The organism is Pseudomonas palleroniana, from assembly GCF_022836895.1.
GTDB lineage: Bacteria > Pseudomonadota > Gammaproteobacteria > Pseudomonadales > Pseudomonadaceae > Aquipseudomonas > Aquipseudomonas palleroniana.
Genome location: NZ_CP092411.1, coordinates 148,985 through 167,156 on the forward strand (window position 1 = coordinate 148,985; position 18,172 = coordinate 167,156).

At 60.0% G+C, this 18,172-nt stretch carries 16 protein-coding genes; 8 read left to right on the forward strand and 8 right to left on the reverse strand.

Annotation, left to right across the window (positions count from 1 at the left end):
- Positions 1-20 precede the first annotated feature (20 nt).
- From MJP36_RS00670 to MJP36_RS00680, 3 genes are read left to right on the forward strand one after another with little or no spacing between them, the layout of a single operon-like run.
- Entirely contained in the window at positions 21-1,829 is a 1,809-nt protein-coding gene (locus MJP36_RS00670; protein ID WP_104995242.1) for a sensor histidine kinase, read from the forward strand.
- The gene (locus tag MJP36_RS00675; RefSeq protein ID WP_090367471.1) at positions 1,826-3,202 is read left to right on the forward strand and encodes a sigma-54-dependent transcriptional regulator; all 1,377 of its coding nucleotides are present in this window, start codon (positions 1,826-1,828) and stop codon (positions 3,200-3,202) included. Before MJP36_RS00670 ends, MJP36_RS00675 begins: the two co-directional genes overlap by 4 nt.
- Positions 3,203-3,225: 23 nt before the next feature.
- Positions 3,226-3,681 carry a YiiD C-terminal domain-containing protein gene (locus tag MJP36_RS00680; RefSeq protein WP_244384629.1) on the forward strand — a complete coding sequence of 152 codons (456 nt, stop codon included), beginning with the start codon at positions 3,226-3,228 and terminating at the stop codon, positions 3,679-3,681.
- 124 nt (positions 3,682-3,805) lie between these two features.
- Here the strand turns inward: MJP36_RS00680 and cysQ are convergent, their stop codons facing one another.
- Together cysQ and nudE are read right to left on the reverse strand one after the other, a co-directional pair.
- Complete coding sequence (cysQ, locus tag MJP36_RS00685) at positions 3,806-4,642, reverse strand: 3'(2'),5'-bisphosphate nucleotidase CysQ (RefSeq protein WP_060754650.1); 837 nt, start codon at positions 4,640-4,642, stop codon at positions 3,806-3,808.
- Positions 4,639-5,205 carry an ADP compounds hydrolase NudE gene (gene nudE / locus MJP36_RS00690; protein ID WP_060754651.1) on the reverse strand — a complete coding sequence of 189 codons (567 nt, stop codon included), beginning with the start codon at positions 5,203-5,205 and terminating at the stop codon, positions 4,639-4,641. The genes cysQ and nudE overlap by 4 nt, the downstream gene beginning before the upstream one ends.
- Before the next feature lie 87 nt (positions 5,206-5,292).
- Between nudE and yrfG the strand changes: the two genes are divergently transcribed.
- Positions 5,293-5,955 carry a GMP/IMP nucleotidase gene (gene yrfG, locus MJP36_RS00695; protein WP_060754652.1) on the forward strand — a complete coding sequence of 221 codons (663 nt, stop codon included), beginning with the start codon at positions 5,293-5,295 and terminating at the stop codon, positions 5,953-5,955.
- 47 nt (positions 5,956-6,002) lie between these two features.
- On the opposite strand, the gene lysM is transcribed toward yrfG, so the two are convergent.
- On the reverse strand, positions 6,003-6,443 hold the full coding sequence (gene lysM, locus MJP36_RS00700; RefSeq protein ID WP_060754653.1) for a peptidoglycan-binding protein LysM: 441 nt from the start codon (positions 6,441-6,443) through the stop codon (positions 6,003-6,005).
- Positions 6,444-6,673: 230 nt separating this feature from the next.
- On the opposite strand from lysM, the gene MJP36_RS00705 reads away from it, so the two are divergent.
- Both MJP36_RS00705 and MJP36_RS00710 read left to right on the forward strand, forming a co-directional pair.
- Positions 6,674-9,022, forward strand: a complete 2,349-nt coding sequence (locus MJP36_RS00705; protein WP_244384631.1) for an FdhF/YdeP family oxidoreductase — start codon at positions 6,674-6,676, stop codon at positions 9,020-9,022.
- Between the two features lie 200 nt (positions 9,023-9,222).
- Complete coding sequence (locus MJP36_RS00710) at positions 9,223-9,705, forward strand: glycine zipper domain-containing protein (protein ID WP_060754655.1); 483 nt, start codon at positions 9,223-9,225, stop codon at positions 9,703-9,705.
- A gap of 40 nt (positions 9,706-9,745) precedes the next feature.
- On the opposite strand, the gene MJP36_RS00715 is transcribed toward MJP36_RS00710, so the two are convergent.
- From MJP36_RS00715 to MJP36_RS00725, 3 genes are all read right to left on the reverse strand, one after another.
- Positions 9,746-10,177, reverse strand: a complete 432-nt coding sequence (locus MJP36_RS00715; RefSeq protein WP_104995237.1) for an acyl-CoA thioesterase — start codon at positions 10,175-10,177, stop codon at positions 9,746-9,748.
- Between the two features lie 22 nt (positions 10,178-10,199).
- Positions 10,200-12,137: a RecQ family ATP-dependent DNA helicase gene (locus MJP36_RS00720; protein ID WP_244384632.1), complete on the reverse strand. Its 1,938-nt coding sequence runs from the start codon at positions 12,135-12,137 to the stop codon at positions 10,200-10,202.
- 225 nt (positions 12,138-12,362) lie between these two features.
- Entirely contained in the window at positions 12,363-13,538 is a 1,176-nt protein-coding gene (locus MJP36_RS00725; protein ID WP_060754658.1) for a tetratricopeptide repeat protein, read from the reverse strand.
- Between the two features lie 579 nt (positions 13,539-14,117).
- Between MJP36_RS00725 and MJP36_RS00730 the strand changes: the two genes are divergently transcribed.
- Together MJP36_RS00730 and MJP36_RS00735 are read left to right on the forward strand one after the other, a co-directional pair.
- Positions 14,118-14,474, forward strand: a complete 357-nt coding sequence (locus MJP36_RS00730) for a DUF1493 family protein (RefSeq protein WP_104995235.1) — start codon at positions 14,118-14,120, stop codon at positions 14,472-14,474.
- Positions 14,475-14,490: 16 nt separating this feature from the next.
- The gene (locus MJP36_RS00735; RefSeq protein WP_244384634.1) at positions 14,491-15,348 is read left to right on the forward strand and encodes a DMT family transporter; all 858 of its coding nucleotides are present in this window, start codon (positions 14,491-14,493) and stop codon (positions 15,346-15,348) included.
- A gap of 103 nt (positions 15,349-15,451) precedes the next feature.
- Here MJP36_RS00735 and MJP36_RS00740 read toward each other — a convergent pair whose 3' ends face one another.
- Positions 15,452-16,993, reverse strand: coding sequence for a phosphoenolpyruvate carboxykinase (locus MJP36_RS00740; protein WP_060754661.1), 1,542 nt, complete (start codon positions 16,991-16,993; stop codon positions 15,452-15,454).
- A 179-nt stretch (positions 16,994-17,172) separates the two neighbouring features.
- Positions 17,173-18,075 carry an Hsp33 family molecular chaperone HslO gene (gene hslO, locus MJP36_RS00745; protein ID WP_060754662.1) on the reverse strand — a complete coding sequence of 301 codons (903 nt, stop codon included), beginning with the start codon at positions 18,073-18,075 and terminating at the stop codon, positions 17,173-17,175.
- Positions 18,076-18,172: the final 97 nt, after the last annotated feature.

The window sequence follows — 18,172 nt, forward strand, 5'->3', positions numbered from 1 at the left end:
CCCACAGGCGCATGACTTCCATGACTCCACCCCTTCCACGAAGACCTCGCTGGCGCAGCCTCGCCCTGTTGGCGTTATGCCTGGCCCCGCTGCTGTGGCCGCTGGAACACTTGGCCGAGCGCTATTACGGCAGCGAGTTGGCGGGTCAGAACCGGCAAACCCTCGACCTGTACGTGGCCAACCTGTTGGGCACCCTGCACCGCTACGAAGTCTTGCCGCAGATCCTGGGGGACCTGCCCGCCCTGCGCACGGCCCTGGACGCGCCTCAGGTGAGCACCAACCTGGCCAACGCCAACCAGTTGCTCCAGGACGTCGCCGCCCAGGCCGGGGCAGAAGTGATGTACCTGATGGATACCTCCGGCAAAACCCTGGCGGCTTCCAACTGGGACAAGCAAGACAGTTTCGTCGGCCGTAACTTCTCGTTCCGACCGTATTTCAGCGAGGCCATGGCTGGGCGTCTGGGGCGTTTTTTCGGCCTGGGTACCACTTCGGCCAAGCGCGGCTACTTCTTTGCCGCCGCCGTGCGCGATGGCGAAAAGATCATCGGCGTACTGGTGGTCAAGGTCGACCTGGACCATACCGAAAGCCTGTGGGGCAATACACCGGAACAGCTGTTGGTGACCGACCACAATGGCGTGGTAATCCTGACCTCGCGCCCGCAATGGCGGTTTCGCGCCACCCGGCCACTGAGCGCCGCAGAGCGTGAGGCGATTATCGCGATCCAACCCTACCCCACCCGCGACCCACAGCCGCTGGCGCTGAGTGCCACGGCATGGCTGCGTCAATCCACGGCCATCGCCGAAACCGGCTGGAATGTGGAGATCCTCGCGCCACGCTCGCTGATCAATCGCCCGGTGCGCACGGTGGTCGCCGTCGGTGGCGCGACGCTGTTGGTGTTGATGCTGTTGCTGGGGCTGATGATGCAACGTCGGCGGCATTACCTGGAGCGCATTGCCTTCGAAGCCAAGGCGCGCCGCGAGCTGGAAGCGCGCGTGGCCGAGCGTACCAGCGATCTGGAGGGCCTTAACCGGCGTTTGAAACAGGAAGTACTGGAACGCGAGCACGCTCAGCAGGAACTGGTGCGCGCCCAGGATGACCTGGTGCAAGCCGGCAAGCTGTCAGCCCTGGGCACCATGTCGGCGAGCATCAGCCACGAACTGAATCAGCCCCTGGCAGCGATCCGCAGTTATGCAGAAAACGCCGAGATCCTGCTCGACCATGAACGTACCAACGACGCCCGGGGCAACCTCAAGCTGATCAGCGAACTGACCGGGCGCATGGCCTCGATCATCGCGCACCTGCGTGCGTTCGCCCGGCGCGACCGCCATGCACCGGAAAGCGTGGCCCTGCAGCCGGCGCTGGATGATGCACTGGCGTTGCTGGCCAAGCGGCGGCGGTCGATGGAAGTCGAACTGATCCGCGATCTGCCGGAGGCGACCTTATGGGTGCAAGCCGGGGAAACCCGCTTGCGCCAAGTGCTTGGCAACCTGCTGGCCAACGCCCTGGACGCCCTCACCGAAAAAGGCCCGCCGCGAAAACTCTGGTTGAGTGCCCAAACCACTGAACAGGGCGTCAACCTGTACATTCGCGACAACGGCCCCGGGTTTTGCATGGAAGCCCTGGGCCGCGCCAGCGAACCGTTCTACACCACCAAGACCCGCACCCAGGGCTTGGGGTTGGGCCTGGCGATCTGCGAAACCCTGATGCGTGCCTTTGGCGGCGAACTGCTATTTGCCAACCACAAGGAAGGCGGCGCGTTGTTAACCTTGAAATTGCGTGCCGGTTCGCCGGGCGTCAGTCTGCAACCGTCCGAGGACCGCAGTGTATGAGTATCGATAACCAGATTCAGGTGGTGTTGATCGACGACGATCCACACCTGCGTCAGGCCCTGTGCCAGACCCTGGACCTGGCCGGGCTGGCTGTCCTGACGCTGGGTGAAGCGACCGGCCTCACTGCGCGCTTGACGCGGGACTGGCCAGGGGTAGTGGTCAGCGACATTCGCATGCCCGGCATGGACGGCCTGGAGCTGCTCGCCGAACTGCACGGCCAGGACCCGGACCTGCCGGTGCTGTTGATCACCGGCCACGGCGACGTGCCGTTGGCGGTGCAAGCCATGCGTGCCGGGGCCTACGACTTTCTGGAAAAACCCTTCGCCAGCGACGCCCTGCTCGATAGCGTGCGCCGCGCCCTGGCGCTGCGCCGCCTGGTGCTGGACAACCGCAGCCTGCGCCTGGCCCTCAGCGACCGCCAGCAACTGAGCACACGCCTGGTGGGGCACTCGCCACAAATGCTGCGCCTGCGCGAGCAGATCGGTGCCCTGGCGGCGACCAAGGCCGACGTGCTGATCCTCGGTGAAACCGGCGCCGGCAAGGAAGTCGTGGCGCGTGCGCTGCATGACTTGTCGAGCCGGCGCAGCGGGCCGTTCGTCGCGATCAACGCCGGCGCCCTGGCCGAATCGGTGGTGGAAAGCGAACTGTTCGGCCACGAGCCCGGTGCTTTTACCGGCGCGCAGAAGCGCCGTATCGGCAAGTTCGAATTTGCCAACGGCGGCACACTGTTCCTCGATGAAATCGAAAGCATGAGCCTGGATGTCCAGGTCAAGCTGCTTCGCCTGCTGCAGGAGCGCGTGGTCGAGCGTCTGGGTGGTAACCAACTGATCCCGCTCGATATCCGCATCATTGCCGCCACCAAGGAAGATCTGCGCCAGGCCGCCGACCAAGGGCGCTTCCGTGCCGACCTGTATTACCGGCTAAACGTCGCTCCGTTGCGCATTCCGCCGCTGCGTGAACGAGGGGAAGATGCGTTGATGCTGTTCCAACACTTCGCGGACGAAGCCGGCAGCCGCCACGGCCTGCCATTGCAGGAGTTGCAACCGGGCCAGCGTGCGCTGCTGTTGCGCCACAGCTGGCCGGGCAATGTGCGCGAACTGCAGAATGCAGCCGAGCGCTTCGCCTTGGGCCTGGAACTGGCCTTGGACAACACCCAGGACAGCCCTTCCACGGCCGTGCTCACCTCCACACCGGGCGGCTTGAGCGAACAAGTCGAACAGTTCGAAAAAAGCCTGATCGCCGCCGAACTGACGCGCCCCCACAGCTCCGTGCGCAGCCTCGCCGAGGCGCTCGGCATCCCGCGCAAAACCCTGCACGACAAATTGCGCAAGCACGGCTTGATCTTCGCCAACCAGAGTACCGACGAAGAATGACCCACACACACCAAGAGGCCCACATGAACCGCGACAGCCGTTACCTGGAATCCGTGCTGCACCATGACATCCCCCTCACCCGGGAAATGGGTCTCAAGGTACTCGACTGGCAACAGGGCAAATTGGCGCTGCATCTGCCGTTGCAGGCCAACATCAACCACAAGAGCCCCATGTTTGGCGGCAGTCTCTACTGCGGCGCGGTATTGGCCGGCTGGGGCTGGTTGCACTTGAAGCTGCGTGAAGAAGGGGTTGAGGATGGGCACATCGTCATCCAGGAAGGACAGATCAGTTATCCGCTGCCGGTCACACGGGATGCCACCGTAGTGTGCCCTGCCCCCGAAGAAAAGGTGTGGAAGCGCTTCGTGGCGACGTACAAGCGCTATGGCCGTGCACGCCTGATGCTGGAGACGTGGATTGTGAACGAGGGCAGTGCAGATCGCGCTGTGGCCTTCACTGGGCAGTACGTCCTGCACCGCTAGATGCTACGACGCAAAACTGAATGTGTGGGCTTGCTCCCGATAGCGCTGTGTCAGTTAACGAATATGTCGACTGGCCCACCGCTATCGGGAGCAAGCCCCCTCCCACATTTTGGCGTGTGGGATCTTAACGGCGGGCCAGGGCCAGCAATCGCTCGCGCCAGGCCGCCTTGGCCGGCAGAGCCAGGAAGAACGGATTCAGCAATGATTCCCGGGCCGGGTAACTGAACGGCTCGCCACTCAACTCCAACACTTCACCGCCTGCGCCTTCGAGCACACCTTGAGCAGCGGCGGTGTCCCATTGCGACGTCGGCGCCAGCCGCGGGTAGCAATCGGCACTGCCCTCGGCCAACAGGCAAAACTTCAACGAACTGCCGATATTGGCCAGCTTCAGCTCGCCCAACCCGGCACTCAAACCGTCCAGCAGGCGCTCCTGCTCAGGGCTGGTATGGCGACGACTGGCAACCACCGTAAAGGGTTCGCCCACTGCCGGTGCCTCGCGCACCTGAATCTGCCTGGGCGCTTCATTTACATCGGAACGCCAGGCGCCAAGGCCCGCGCCACCGAAATAACAGCGACCACTGGTCGGCATGGAGACCACGCCAAATACCACGCGGCCCTGCTCAACCAGCGCGATGTTGACGGTGAACTCTTCACTGCCGCCGATAAATTCCTTGGTGCCATCCAACGGGTCCACCAGCCACCACCGCTGCCAGCCGGCACGTACGCTCTGGTCTATATTCGCGTCCTCTTCGGACAGCACCGGAATACTCGGGTCCAGCGCGGTCAGGCCGGCCAGAATCAGATGGTGAGCGGCCAGGTCCGCCGCCGTCACGGGGGAGTCGTCAGCCTTGGAGGTGACGGCAACATCGGCCCGCCAGTAAGGCAGGATGACCTCACCGGCCTGGCGTGCCAGCTCGATCACTGGAGCGATAAACGGATGGCCCAGAAACAGTTCGCTCATACGATAAACGCTCCACGCTGGGTCAACAGGTCTCGCACCAGATACAACGCGGCCAGGGCGCGGCCTTCGCTGAACTGCTCGTTCTGCGCCAACTGCGACAGCTCGCGCAGGTTGACCCGGTCCACCCGCATCGGCTCTGGCTCATCGCCTTCCAGGCGTTCTTCGTAGAGATCGGTGGCCAATACCACCTGGATTTTCTGGCTCATGTAACCAGGCGACAGCGAGAGTTCGGTGAGGTGTTCCAGTTGACGCGCGCCATAGCCGGCTTCCTCCTTGAGTTCGCGGTTTGCCGCCGCCAGCACGTCTTCTCCGGGCTCGATCAAGCCCTTGGGAAGGGACAACTCATATTCATCGGTACCGCCGCAGTACTCTTCCACCAACAACGCATGATCGGCATCGATCATCGCCACAATCATCACCGCCCCATAACCGGTACCACGCCCCACCAGGCGTTCGTAGGTGCGCTCAACGCCATTGGAAAAGCGCAATTGCACTTCCTCCACGCGGAACAAACGGCTACTGGCGACTATTTCTCGGGCGAGAACGGTGGGTTTCTGGCGCATAAGCGGCTCCTTGGCGTGATCGGGTTACTATACCGTGGCTTTTCCGATTGTCTGTGTCGGATATCTTTACTTACATGAGACCACCCCATGCCCTCTTTGCCCTGGCACGCCATCGACACCGTCTTGCTGGACATGGACGGCACCTTGCTCGACCTGCATTACGACAACCACTTCTGGATGGAGCACCTGCCCCAGCGCTATGCCGAGCTGCATGGGGTGAGCCGCGCCATGGCCGAAATGGAGTTGCAGCCTCTGTTCGAGCGTAACGCCGGACAGTTGCAATGGTATTGCCTGGATTTCTGGAGCACGGAGCTGAACATTCCGGTGCGTGAGCTCAAGCTGGAAACCGCCCACCTGATCGCCTTGCGCCCGGATGCGGACACTTTTCTGGCGGCGATCAAGCAGGCCGGCAAGCGCGTGATCCTGATCACCAATGCTCATCGTGATTCGTTGTCATTGAAGTTGGAACGCATTGAACTGGCGCCGTATTTCGAGCGTTTGATCAGTTCCCACGACTATGGCTTCGCCAAGGAAAACCCGCAGTTCTGGCACGCCCTGCACGCCGACATCGGCTTCGACCCGGCACGCAGCCTGTTCATCGACGACACCTTGCCGATCCTGCGCAGCGCCCGGGATTTCGGCGTGAGCCATTTGCTGGCAGTGAAGGAACCGGATAGCCGAAAAGGCCCCAAGGACACCGCAGAGTTTGCCGCCGTCGGAGACTACCGTGATCTGATTGCCGGCCTTTAACGCAATGAGGGAGGGGGTTGCCCCCCTCCCTCATCAGGCCCAGCCTGTTACTCAGGAATACGCAGCGTCTGCCCTGGGTAGATCTTGTCAGGATGTGACAACAATGGCTTGTTGGCCTCAAAGATCTTGTTGTACAGGTTGGCATTACCGTACACCGCCAGCGAGATCGCGCTGAGGGTGTCACCTTTTTTCACTACGACGAAACGGGCAGCCGCAACAGCTGGCCCGGATACAGTGATTTGATCATCCACACTGGCTACGCCGGCAATATTGCCTGCCGCCAGGATGATTTTTTCTTTCTCTTCCTGGCTGGCCACTTCACCGGTAATCGTGACCTTGTCACCGTCAACGGTGGCATGCACGTTCGGATTACCCAGCCCGACATCCTGGATATGCTTTTTCAGCTCGTCACTGGCGCTGGCATTACCGGGCGTCAGCAGATTGATCAGCTTTTCGCCTGCTTCCTTAACAAAACTGAGAATACTCATAGTGCGCTCTCCTTGGGATTTGGTTTCCAGATGCCCAAGACTAGACCAGTCCTACAGACTTGGGTTCCACGCCGACCAAAGACCCGTGATCGACGCCATCTATCAATAGATCAATACTGGCAATTAGACGCGACCCTTTGTCGCGCCTAGTCTAAGCCTAGATCAATCCGCTGGTAGCACTGCCGCAGAGTAGTACGCGCGGGTTTACAGCCCTGCGATGGAGACCCGCCATGAGCAATCATCACCAAGCCGACCAAACCCCTACCCCGCGCTACAAGCCCTATAAAGGCCCGGCCGGTGGCTGGGGCGCACTGATCAGCGTGGCGCAAGCCTGGCTGACCAGCGACAACGCGCTGAAAAACCTGCGCATGATGCTCAAGACCAACCAGAACGGCGGCTTTGACTGCCCAGGCTGCGCCTGGGGCGACTCGCCGGAAAGCGGCATGGTCAAGTTCTGCGAGAACGGCGCCAAGGCGGTTAACTGGGAAGCCACCAAACGCCGTGTCGACGCGGCTTTCTTTGCCAAGCACAGTGTCAGCGCGTTGCTGGAACAGAGTGACTATTGGCTGGAGTATCAAGGCCGCCTGACCGAGCCGATGCGCTATGACGCCGAGACGGACCGCTACAAGCCCATTAGTTGGGAAGCCGCCTTCGAGCTGATCGGCAAACACCTTAACGCACTGCCCAGCCCGGACATGGCCGAGTTCTACACCTCGGGCCGTGCCAGCAACGAAGCGGCCTACCTGTATCAGCTGTTCGTGCGCGCCTACGGCACCAACAACTTCCCGGATTGTTCGAACATGTGTCACGAGGCCAGCGGCGTGGCTTTGGCGCAGAGCGTCGGCGTGGGCAAAGGCACCGTGACCTTCGATGACTTCGAACATGCCGACGCGATTTTCGTCTGGGGCCAGAACCCCGGCACCAACCACCCGCGCATGCTTGAACCGCTGCGCGAAGCCGTCAAGCGTGGCGCTCAGGTGGTGTGCATCAACCCGCTCAAGGAGCGCGGCCTGGAGCGCTTCCAGCATCCGCAACATCCGCTGGAAATGCTGACCAACGGCGATAAGCCGACCAACACCGCCTATTTCCGCCCCGCACTGGGCGGCGACATGGCCATCCTTCGCGGCATGGCCAAGTTCCTGCTGCTGTGGGAGCGCCAGGCCCAGGCTGAAGGTAAGGAAGCCGTGTTCGATCACGATTTCCTCAACGCCCACACCGCCAACGTGCTCGATTACCTGGGCCAGATCGACGACACCTCCTGGGATGAAATCGTCAAGCAGTCCGGCCTGACCCTGGTGGAAATCGAGCAAGCGGCGCGAATGTACGCCACAGGCAAGAACGTGATCATGTGCTGGGCGATGGGCATCACCCAACACCGCCACTCGGTACCCACCATCCAGGAAATTGCCAACCTGATGCTGCTGCGCGGCAACATCGGTCGTCCAGGCGCCGGCCTGTGCCCGGTGCGTGGCCACAGTAACGTGCAGGGTGACCGCACCATGGGCATCAACGAACGCCCGCCGGTGGCCTTCCTTGATGCGCTGGAGCGCCGCTTCCAGTTCCAGGTGCCACGCACGAACGGTCACAACGTGGTCGAAGCGATCCACGCCATGCTCGAAGGCCGTTCCAAAGTGTTTATCGGCCTGGGCGGCAACTTCGCACAAGCCACGCCAGACAGCCTGCGTACCTTCCAGGCCCTGCGCAACTGCGACCTGACGGTGCAGATCAGCACCAAGCTCAACCGCAGCCACCTGATGCATGGCAAGGATGCGCTGATCCTGCCATGCCTGGGCCGTACCGATATCGACATCCAGGCCAACGGCCCGCAAGCGGTCACCGTGGAAGACTCGTTCAGCATGGTTCACGGCTCCAATGGCCAGCTGCAACCGTTGTCGAAGTTGATGAAATCCGAACCTGCGATCCTGGCCGGTATCGCCGCCGCTACCCTGGGCAGCAAGCCGGTGGATTGGAACTGGCTGGTGGCTGACTACGGACGCATTCGCGACCTGATCGCCGACACCATCCCGGGCTTCAAGGACTTCAACGAAAACATCAAGCATCCGGGCGGTTTCTACCTGGGCAACGCTGCCGGCGCGCGTCGCTGGAACACCCCTTCGGGGCGCGCCAACTTCCGTCCGAATATCCTGCCTGAAGACCTGATTCACGAGCGCACCCATGCGACCGGCCGCGTGCCGGACCTGATCATGCAGTCAATGCGTTCCCATGATCAGTACAACACCACTATTTACGGCCTGGATGACCGCTACCGTGGGGTGAAAGGCCAGCGTGACGTGCTCTTTGTCAACGAAGCCGACATCATCCGCCTGGGCTTCAAGCCCGGGCAGAAAGCCGACATCGTGTCGCTGTGGGAAGACGGGCGTGAGCGCCGTGTGAAGGGCTTCACCTTGCTCGCATTTGATATTCCGGCAGGGCAGGCAGCCGCTTACTACCCGGAAGTGAACCCGCTGGTGCCACTGGAAAGCACCGGGGATGGCAGCCATACACCGACATCGAAGTTCGTGGCTATTTGCCTGGAGGCGGCGAGTGACGACGGCCTGATCATGGCGCGCTCGGCGTAAATTCCAGGCACAAAAAAGGCCGCTTTTGCATAAAAGCGGCCTTTCCCAAGTAGCTAAAGACTCATAAAAAAGACTTAAGTTCCCCAGTAAAAACAGTAAGTTATAGAATTGTGTACAACTCGTGCTACTGGTCGGATTTCTATTGTCACAGTATCGATACAGCCCCAAGATCGCGCCGTCATCCTCTTGAGGTCTCCCTAATGAAGTTCTCCTCGATTCTCTTGTTGTCCCTTGGCCTGGTCAGTGGCGCAGCCATGGCCGGTGGCACCGCCGAAGCAGGCGTGGGCGGCGCATTGGGCGGGGTTCTAGGTTCAGTTGTTGGCCAGCAGCTAGGCGGCAACACCGGTTCGACCATCGGTGCGGCATTGGGCGGCGCGGGTGGCAGTGCGGTCGGCGCCGACAAACGCAGCCGTGGCGAAGCCGCCATTGGCGGCGCACTGGGCGCAGCAGGCGGCAACGTGGTTGGCCGCAGTGTCGGCGGCAGCACCGGTAGCCTGATCGGCGCAGCAGCCGGTGGCGGCGCAGGTGGCGCACTGGGCAACTACATGGGCAACAAGAGCGATGACGAAGACCGCCATTACCGTGGCCGTGACAACCGTCGCTACGACCGTGATGACCATCGCGGGCGCGGTCACGCTTATGGGCATCGCAAGAACAAGCATCACCACCGTTATGATGATTGATAAGGCCTGAAGCCTTCGTCCTGGGTGTAGGCGTGCGCGCCTACACCACCAAACGCTGCAACGCCTCGCGCAACATCGCCGGAATAGTGACCGGCTGGTTCGACCCTCGATCCACGAACACATGTACAAAACGCCCCGCCGCGCAGGCGTCCTCCTCGCCCGCCTTGAACACCGCCAATTCATACTGCACTGAGCTATTGCCCAACTTGCCCACCCGCAAGCCGACGTCAATGCGTTCGGGAAAGGCAACCGACGCGAAATAGTCGCACGCAGAACTCACCACAAATCCCACCACTTCACCGTCATGAATATCCAACCCTCCCTGTTCGATCAGGTAGGTATTCACCGTGGTGTCGAAGAAGCTGTAGTAGGTGACGTTGTTCACATGGCCGTACACATCGTTGTCGTGCCAACGCGTGATAATCGGTTGCAAGTGGGGGTAGTCGGCACGTGTTGGCACTGAATCAGGCATGGGCGGGTCTCGTGAAGTGAATTTACAGGTGTTTCAGATGGGCTTCGGCCCATTCGCGCACTTCGGCGTAAGGGTAATCCTCCAGCGCAGCAAACCCCGGGATACCCCGCGCCTTCAATGAATTGAACAAGGGCACGCTGATACCACCGAGAAACCGCGTCAACCGCTCGGAGCCGGGCAATTGGCCCGTCAATGCATGATGCCTGTGGATAAAATCCCCGCACAGCTCCATGAAATTTTTATCCACAAGGGGCGGTAAGCTTGGCGGTGGCGGAAGGTGCGCCACACGGCCGTGGCATACCGAACAGTGCCCGCAACGTTGAGGTGCGTTTTCGTCGCCAAAATATTCGGCCAGGCGCTGCCCCAGGCAGCGTTCGGTGGCGAACAGATCCAGCATGGCGTGAATCCGCGCCACCTCGGTAACCTCGTGCTGCTTGAAGCCTGTGTATAACTCGGCGCTCAAGGCCTGTGGATCAAAGTCGGTATCGAGCAGGCTGTAGACCTCGGTCATCTGCTTGCTTTCGAGTTCGATCAAGCCTTGCTCCTGAAAGTAATCCAGGGCTTTCACCACTCGATTGCGTTCGGCGTTGTGCTGCTGATACAGCGCGTCAAAATCCACCGTCGCCCAGGTTCGCGCACGCTTGCACACCTCGATGATCGCTGCGACGAACTGTTGTCGCTCCCCCGAAAACCTTGCCAGCAACGCCTCAGGTTCGACCAGGTATTTGAAACGGTATTCAGCATAGAACGCGTAGCGCGGCGCAATCACGCCCTTGAGTTCCAACTGCACCAGCAACGTCTTGAGCGGCAACTCGCGGATATTGCTGTGCTCAGACAATGACCTCAGCAAAAACTCCCATTGCCCCTCTGGCCGCGCCGCCTGCAATGCCTCCAGCACACGCAGAATGCCCTCTTGCTCGGGTGTATCACCATAAACGAAATTCTCCAGCACGTTGAGGCTGTCGCGATTAGCCAGTACCAGGCAGTCGGAGGCTTGAGCGTCGCGCCCGGCACGGCCGATTTCCTGACTGTAGTTCTCAATGGACTTGGGCAAGTCGAAGTGCACCACATTGCGGATATCACTTTTGTCGATGCCCATGCCAAACGCGATGGTGGCGACGATGCAATTGGAGCGTCCACCCATGAAGCGTTGCTGGATGCCCTCACGTTTATCGTGGGGCAAACCGGCATGGTAGGCCTGAGCCTGGATGCCATTGCGATTCAGGTGCTCGGCAATCTGCTCGGCGGTCTTCTGCAGGGTGACATAGACGATGCTCGGCTGGTTGGCGCGCTCGCTCATCCACTCGACCAAACGCCGACGCTTGTCGGGGCCGCTTACCGGCTCCACCAGCAAATTGAGGTTGGGCCGGTAGAAACCAGTGGTCACCACATCCTGCGGTGCAATGCTGAACTTGGCCTGCATGTCGGCAATCACCTTGGGCGTGGCCGTGGCCGTCAGCAGCAGCGCCTGTGGGATATTGAACTGCCGTTGGTAGTCTGGAAGCTTCAAATAGTCCGGGCGGAAGTTATGGCCCCACTCCGAAATACAGTGCGCCTCGTCCACCACCAGCAGAGAGATCTGCACGCTTTGCAGGAAATTACGAAAACGCTCGTTCTTCAAGCGCTCCACGGAAATCATCAGGATTTTCAGCTCGCCCGAGCGAGCACGGGCCATTACCTCATTGGCCTCATCGCGGCTCTGGGCCGAGTCGATACTGCCGGCTGAAATCCCGTGACGCTGCAGAAAGCCCAATTGATCCTGCATCAACGCCAACAACGGCGACACCACCAACGTCAGATGCGGAAGCAGCACGGCCGATAGCTGGTAACACAAGGACTTGCCCGACCCTGTAGGGAAGATCGCGGCTGCCGAACGGGCGGCCAGCACGGCCCTGACCGTTTGTTCCTGGCCCGGGCGGAACTGTGGATAACCGAAGACCTGTTGGAGGGTGTCGTGCATAGGCTGTCACTCCATTGACTGCTGAGATGGCTGGAAAACATAGCCTGTGAATCTCAGCGAATCGAGAAAGGTCGCAAGTAAAAAGAGACAGGATGATACATGGGGTCAGGGATGGCCCAGGGCCGAAGGGGGAATAATCCGAGGTGCCGGCAGGAAAGATACAGATCCAAATGTGGGAGGGAGCAAACCCCACCCCACATTCTTAGTTCTACAGCAGGGGCTGAATCAGCGGTTCTGTACCCGCTCGATCGCCGTGTCATACACCGGGTTGGCCTTCTGCTCCTTGGCTAACTGGTAGTGACGCAAGGCGTCCGGGAACTGCCCCGCAGCTTCGTAGATGCGCGCAATGTTGTAGTAGGCCCCTGCACGCACGGTTGCAGCATTCGCACCGGTAGCCAGGGCGATAGCCTTGCGGTTGGCCCAGATCGACTCGGCGGTGTTACCGGCCTTCTGATACGCCAGGCCCAGGTTGCCATAGGCTTTACCGAAGCCGTTATCCAACTCGATGGCTTGACGGAACAGCTCGATGGCCTGGTCCAGATTACCTGCCTGGTAGGCTGCTTCACCCTGCACGTTCAGACGCTTCGCATCGGTTTGTGCGGAAGAGCTGACGGCCACCGCGGTCACTGCAACGCTGTCATCCAGCAACGCTTTGACTTCGTTGAGGACGTTCGGAGCATCGACTTGCACACCACTGAAATTGTTGATGTCCTGGAAATCACCGCTACCGGTCATGCGGAACACCGTCCACAAGTTACCGCTACGGTTCTTCGGCACGTAGTAGGTGCGTACCAGGGATTGGCCCATGTATACGAACACCTTGGCCTCACTGTTGGACAGCTGGCGAGAGCCTGGATTGCCGCTATTGGTGAAGTCATGCACAGCGTAGACATAACTTTCGCCGTAGTGCTTTTTCTGCAGGGTGATGGTTTCCGGGCCGTAGCTGTCGGTGTCATCCACATCCAGTTCGGCGTCGGTGCCTTTCTGGTTGCCGAAGAAGATATTGTTACCAGGGAAGATCATGTGAGAGTCGAGGTCTTCCGGGGTTTTGCCCCAGGTCAGCACGACCCGCAGGCCGTCGAGGTTTTCCATGACCGGGCTGATGGCGTAGGTCATCCCTGCGCAAGGACACTTCACCACCAGATTCGAGTAGCCGGCTTTTTTGATGATCAGCAGGTTGGACGCATCGTCGGCCGCTTCGCTGGTCAGTGTCACCTGGCCCTGGGCGTTGGTACGACCCACGACGTTTTGCGCACCATTACGCTGCAACAGCACTTCGGCATCGGCAATCTTCTGGTCCTTGACCACCGCACTCAGCACCTCAATCGGCAATTGCTCGGCTTGAATTGAAAACGCCACCGCACACAATGACATCGCCGAGGCGACACGAAGCAAACCCATGCTTAACTCCCTTTAAGTGGTGGGCGGAATCGCCCTACGAGATTTTGCGGTGAAACATACGCTGAATTCAGACTGCTTGCGTTTTTTTTATACAGAATGTGACGTGGTTTTTATCCCGCCTGCTCGCTGATGTATCGCAGTGCTATGGCGGCTGTGTAGGGGACGTCTTCGGACGTGTCGGAGTGCTGTTTCCGGCTGGCCAACCCGCTCACAGTCCGCCGCCCATCAACGCATTTGCGCAGCCACGGATCTGCTGGAAGCTGCGCAACACGTTCAACTGCAACCCGCACAACCGCAAATCTAAGCGACACCCTGTGTAGGAGCGAGCTCGATCGCGAAAATCGTCAACGATGACGCGGTAAACCAGAAGGCGCGCGGCCTCCTTTGGTTTTTCGCGGGCAAGCTCGCTCCACAAAGACCAGTGTTGCCTGTTGAAGCACTGCCAAGCCTTCATGCGATGTGCAATGCCCTGGATATTTCGTCTTCCCGAGGTTGCCATTGTCTTCAGCGATTTCCTCTGTTTCTATTCTTGCCAGGCTCATAGAGCCTGTCCTCACCCACTTCTGCGTGCCCCTACCAATGAACCTCGCCCCCAACTTCCCCGAAGACGTCGTTATGCAGCATCTCCTGCAACTGCTGCACGAAGAAATCGGCCTGCCGGAACACAAGACCCTTCGCCTGGAAACCTCGATCAACCTCGACCTGGGTTGCGACGGTGGAGAAGCCAAACTACTGATGGAAGCACTGGAACAGGAATTCGCGCTCGACCTGGGCGACTTCGACACTTATCGTTACTTCAACCCACCGGTGTTTGATGTGTTTCTCAAACGTCGAGCCAAGGGACGAGGTGACAAAGTGCCGCTGACGATCGGTATGCTGTACCTGGCTATCAAGACCCAAAGCTGGGACACGCAGACGCTGGAAAACCTGAGCTGAAACACAAGGACCTTACATGGACGTAATAATGGGCCTGCTGGCAGCTCTGCTCTGGGGCGGCACGGATTTTCTCGTGGGTCTCAACGCCCGAGCCGTGGGCGTTAAACGCGCCGTCTATTTCGGCCAAGCACTGGGTTTCCTGATCATGACGCTGTTTTTGGTCATTCTCCCCAGCCTCTTGTTCAAATCCCTGGATGCCCCGCTGAGCGTCTGGCTCCTGGGCATCGCCGCCGCCCTGCTCACTGTCTCCGGGGCCCTTGCGCTGTCCAAGGCCTTCGCCCTCGGCAAAGCGGCCATCGTCGCGCCGCTGGTGACGTCCTACGGCGTGGTGACCACCTTGCTGTCTTGGGCCAGCGGTGAGCACATCAGCCTGACGCAACTGAGCTGCATCGCCTTGTGCGTGGTCGGCGTGATGCTCTCCAGCATCCACAAGGACAACGACCTCCCCCACAACAACCCACGCCTTTCCATCGCCTACGCCATGCTCGCCGCGTTGCTGTATGGCACCAGTTTCTGGCTGCAAGGCCGCTACACACTGCCGGTGCTGGGGCCAATCATTATGCTGTGGCTCGGCTACCTGGTGGGTCTGTGCGTGCTGGTGGTTATGGTGCTTAACATCAAGGACGGTTTGAAAATCCCGCCGCTAAAAAACTGCGCGGCATTGACCGGGGCGAGTTTGATGAACCTGGGCGGTTTCTCGGCGTTTTCGTGGGGAGCGATGGCGGGGTCGGTGTCAGTAGTGACGGTGATCAGTACTTTGTCGGGCGGGATTGCAGCGATTCTGGGGTTTGTGTTCTTCAAGGAACGGCTGTCGGCGGTGCAGGTGTCAGGGGTTGCGTTAGTGCTGGTCGGGGCGATTATCTTGCACCTATAGATCCAGGCAGCAAGAGATTGAAGGTCTCTGATCGAAGAAGCCCCAAAACTTCAAAAATAAAAAAGCCGCCCACTAGGGGCGGCTTTTTTACAACGTTCGAACCTTACAACTTGGGACCCGCGGCCTTGATCGCATCGCTCACTTCAAACTTCTTGAAGTTCTCGATGAACAGGCCGGCCAGTGCCTTCGCCGCTTCGTCGTATGCAGCTTTGTCGGCCCAGGTGTTACGTGGGTTCAACAGGCCGGTTTCAACGCCCGGTACGGCCAATGGCACGTCGAGGTTGATGGTGTCGAGGTGCTCGGTTTGCGCACCAATCAACGCGCCGCTCTGGATCGCTGCAATCACACCGCGAGTGGTTGGGATGTTGAAGCGCTTGCCGACGCCATAACCACCACCAGTCCAGCCGGTGTTGACCAGGTAGACCTTGGAGCCGAAGCCACGGATGCGCTTGATCAGCAGTTCTGCGTATTCACCGGCCGGGCGTGGGAAGAACGGCGCGCCGAAGCAGGTGGAGAAGGTCGACTTGATGCCGCTGCCGGAACCCATTTCGGTCGAGCCCACCAGAGCGGTGTAGCCGGACAGGAAGTGGTAGGCCGCTTGCTCTTCGCTGAGGATAGACACTGGCGGCAACACGCCGGTCAGGTCGCAGGTCAGGAAGATCACAGCGTTTGGCTCGCCGCCCAGGTTCTTCTCGGAACGCTTGGCCACGTGCTCCAGCGGGTAGGCGGCGCGGCTGTTCTGGGTCAGGCTGACATCGGCATAGTCGGCGTGCTTGGCGTCGTCGATCACGACGTTTTCGAGCACGGCACCGTGCTTGATGGCTTTCCAGATTACCGGCTCGTTCTTCTCGGACAAGTCGATGCACTTGGCGTAGCAACCGCCTTCGATGTTGAACACCACGCCTTCGCCCCAACCGTGTTCGTCGTCACCGATCAGGTAACGGCTTTCGTCGGCGGACAGGGTGGTTTTACCGGTGCCCGACAGACCGAAGAACAGGGTCACGTCACCGGCTTCGCCGATGTTGGCGGCGCAGTGCATCGGCAGTACGTCGGCGGCCGGCAGCAGGAAGTTCTGCACCGAGAACATGGCTTTCTTCATTTCACCGGCGTAACGCATGCCGGCGATCAGCACTTTTTTCTGTGCGAAGTTAAGGATCACGCAACCGTCGGAGTTGGTGCCGTCACGCTCTGGCACGCACTCGAAGTTGGCTACGTTAAGCACCTGCCACTCTTCACGACCGGCCGGGTTGTACTGGGCCGGGTTGATGAACAGGCAACGACCGAACAGGTTCTGCCAGGCAGTCTGGGTGGTCATTTTCACGGGCAGGTAGTGATCGTGCGCAGCACCGACGTGAACGTGGGAAACGAAATGCTCTTGCGCATTGTTGAAGGCTTCGACACGCGCCCACAGGGCGTCGAACTTGTCGGCCGGGAACTTGCGGTTGATCGGGCCCCAGGCGATGGCGTCCTGGGTGGAAGGCTCTTCAACGATGAAACGATCGACTGGCGAACGGCCGGTACGGTGACCGGTTTCTACGACCAGCGCGCCAGTATCGGCAAGCACGCCTTCACCGCGCTGCAGGGCTTCTTTGACCAGATCATCAACACTCAGATCGGTGTATACAGCGTTATTGGCTTGCGTCATGAGGTTCCCCGTCGGCCTGTAGCCGAGTGCTCCAAACGTTTTGTAGTAGAAAGTTGCGCACTACTACCGCGAAAAAAGTGGGCCGGATTATGCCAGAAAAGCCCAAAAAGAGTAGGGCCCTCCCGTCAGAACTGCGCTAATCCGGCGTTTGTCAGGTGATTTACCTGTGCTTAAACGTTTTAGTGGCGGGTGTCGGAAGGGGTGTCGATGCCTGCGCCGGCGAATAACTGGACTACATCAGCGGCATCGAACAGGTAGCGCTGGTTGCAGAACTGGCAGTCGATTTCAATATGGCCGCCGTGTTCCACCACCAGATTCTGTGCATCTTCAAGGCCCAGGCTGACCAGAGCATTGGCCGAGCGCTCGCGCGAGCAACTGCAATGGAAGCGCAGGCTTTGGGCATCGAACAGCCGCACAGCTTCTTCGTGATAAAGGCGGTGCAAGATGGTTTCATTGTCCAGCGCCAGCAACTCCTCGGTGGTCAGGGTGCCGGCCAGTGCGGTGAGGTTGCGCCAGCTTTCGGCACGCTCGTCGTCGTCCTTGATGCGATCGGCCGGCAGTTGTTGCAGCAACAGGCCACGGGCACGCTTGCCGTCGGCTTTAAGCCAGAAACGCGTACCGACTTGCTGGGACATCACGAAGTAGTTGGTGAAGCAGTCCGACAGGGTTTCGCCATCGAGGTCGACAATCCCCTGATAGCGCTGGCCCTCGGTCGGGTCAACGGTGAGCGCCAGTACACCATTGGGCATCAGGTCGGCCAGGCACGCGTCCGCGGCAATCCGGTCAGCGTCGTAGCGGGCCAGGCCACGGATGTCGCGCTCGCTGGAGCACTCGATCATCAGCAGCGGAATCGGCCCTTCGGAACGCGCTTGCAGGATCAGCAAACCGTCGAATTTCATCGTACCCACCAGCAGCGCCGCCGCCGCCATCAGCTCGCCGAGCAGTTGCGCGACCGGCTCCGGATAGGGGTGCTTGGCGAGGACTTCGGCATAGCTGCGCTCCAACGAGACCAGTTCGCCGCGGGCGTCGGTCTCGTCGAAGATAAAGCGTTGGGTGAAGTCGGTATCCGGTAGATCAGTCATAGGTCTGGGTATCTGAGTTGAATAATATTGACGCGAAGATGACGCAGTTTATGAACAATCCGGGTTTGTTCCAAGCCAAGTGAAGCCCCAAGCGATT

Excerpts from the sequence above, each read along its gene's own strand:
- MJP36_RS00670 (WP_104995242.1), top strand. The coding sequence starts at position 21 with ATGACTCCACCCCTTCCACGAAGACCTCGCTGGCGCAGCCTCGCCCTG.
- MJP36_RS00675 (WP_090367471.1), top strand. The coding sequence starts at position 1,826 with ATGAGTATCGATAACCAGATTCAGGTGGTGTTGATCGACGACGATCCA.
- MJP36_RS00680 (WP_244384629.1), top strand. The coding sequence starts at position 3,226 with ATGAACCGCGACAGCCGTTACCTGGAATCCGTGCTGCACCATGACATC.
- cysQ (WP_060754650.1), bottom strand. The coding sequence starts at position 4,642 with ATGAGCGAACTGTTTCTGGGCCATCCGTTTATCGCTCCAGTGATCGAG.
- nudE (WP_060754651.1), bottom strand. The coding sequence starts at position 5,205 with ATGCGCCAGAAACCCACCGTTCTCGCCCGAGAAATAGTCGCCAGTAGC.
- yrfG (WP_060754652.1), top strand. The coding sequence starts at position 5,293 with ATGCCCTCTTTGCCCTGGCACGCCATCGACACCGTCTTGCTGGACATG.
- lysM (WP_060754653.1), bottom strand. The coding sequence starts at position 6,443 with ATGAGTATTCTCAGTTTTGTTAAGGAAGCAGGCGAAAAGCTGATCAAT.
- MJP36_RS00705 (WP_244384631.1), top strand. The coding sequence starts at position 6,674 with ATGAGCAATCATCACCAAGCCGACCAAACCCCTACCCCGCGCTACAAG.
- MJP36_RS00710 (WP_060754655.1), top strand. The coding sequence starts at position 9,223 with ATGAAGTTCTCCTCGATTCTCTTGTTGTCCCTTGGCCTGGTCAGTGGC.
- MJP36_RS00715 (WP_104995237.1), bottom strand. The coding sequence starts at position 10,177 with ATGCCTGATTCAGTGCCAACACGTGCCGACTACCCCCACTTGCAACCG.
- MJP36_RS00720 (WP_244384632.1), bottom strand. The coding sequence starts at position 12,137 with ATGCACGACACCCTCCAACAGGTCTTCGGTTATCCACAGTTCCGCCCG.
- MJP36_RS00725 (WP_060754658.1), bottom strand. The coding sequence starts at position 13,538 with ATGGGTTTGCTTCGTGTCGCCTCGGCGATGTCATTGTGTGCGGTGGCG.
- MJP36_RS00730 (WP_104995235.1), top strand. The coding sequence starts at position 14,118 with ATGAACCTCGCCCCCAACTTCCCCGAAGACGTCGTTATGCAGCATCTC.
- MJP36_RS00735 (WP_244384634.1), top strand. The coding sequence starts at position 14,491 with ATGGACGTAATAATGGGCCTGCTGGCAGCTCTGCTCTGGGGCGGCACG.
- MJP36_RS00740 (WP_060754661.1), bottom strand. The coding sequence starts at position 16,993 with ATGACGCAAGCCAATAACGCTGTATACACCGATCTGAGTGTTGATGAT.
- hslO (WP_060754662.1), bottom strand. The coding sequence starts at position 18,075 with ATGACTGATCTACCGGATACCGACTTCACCCAACGCTTTATCTTCGAC.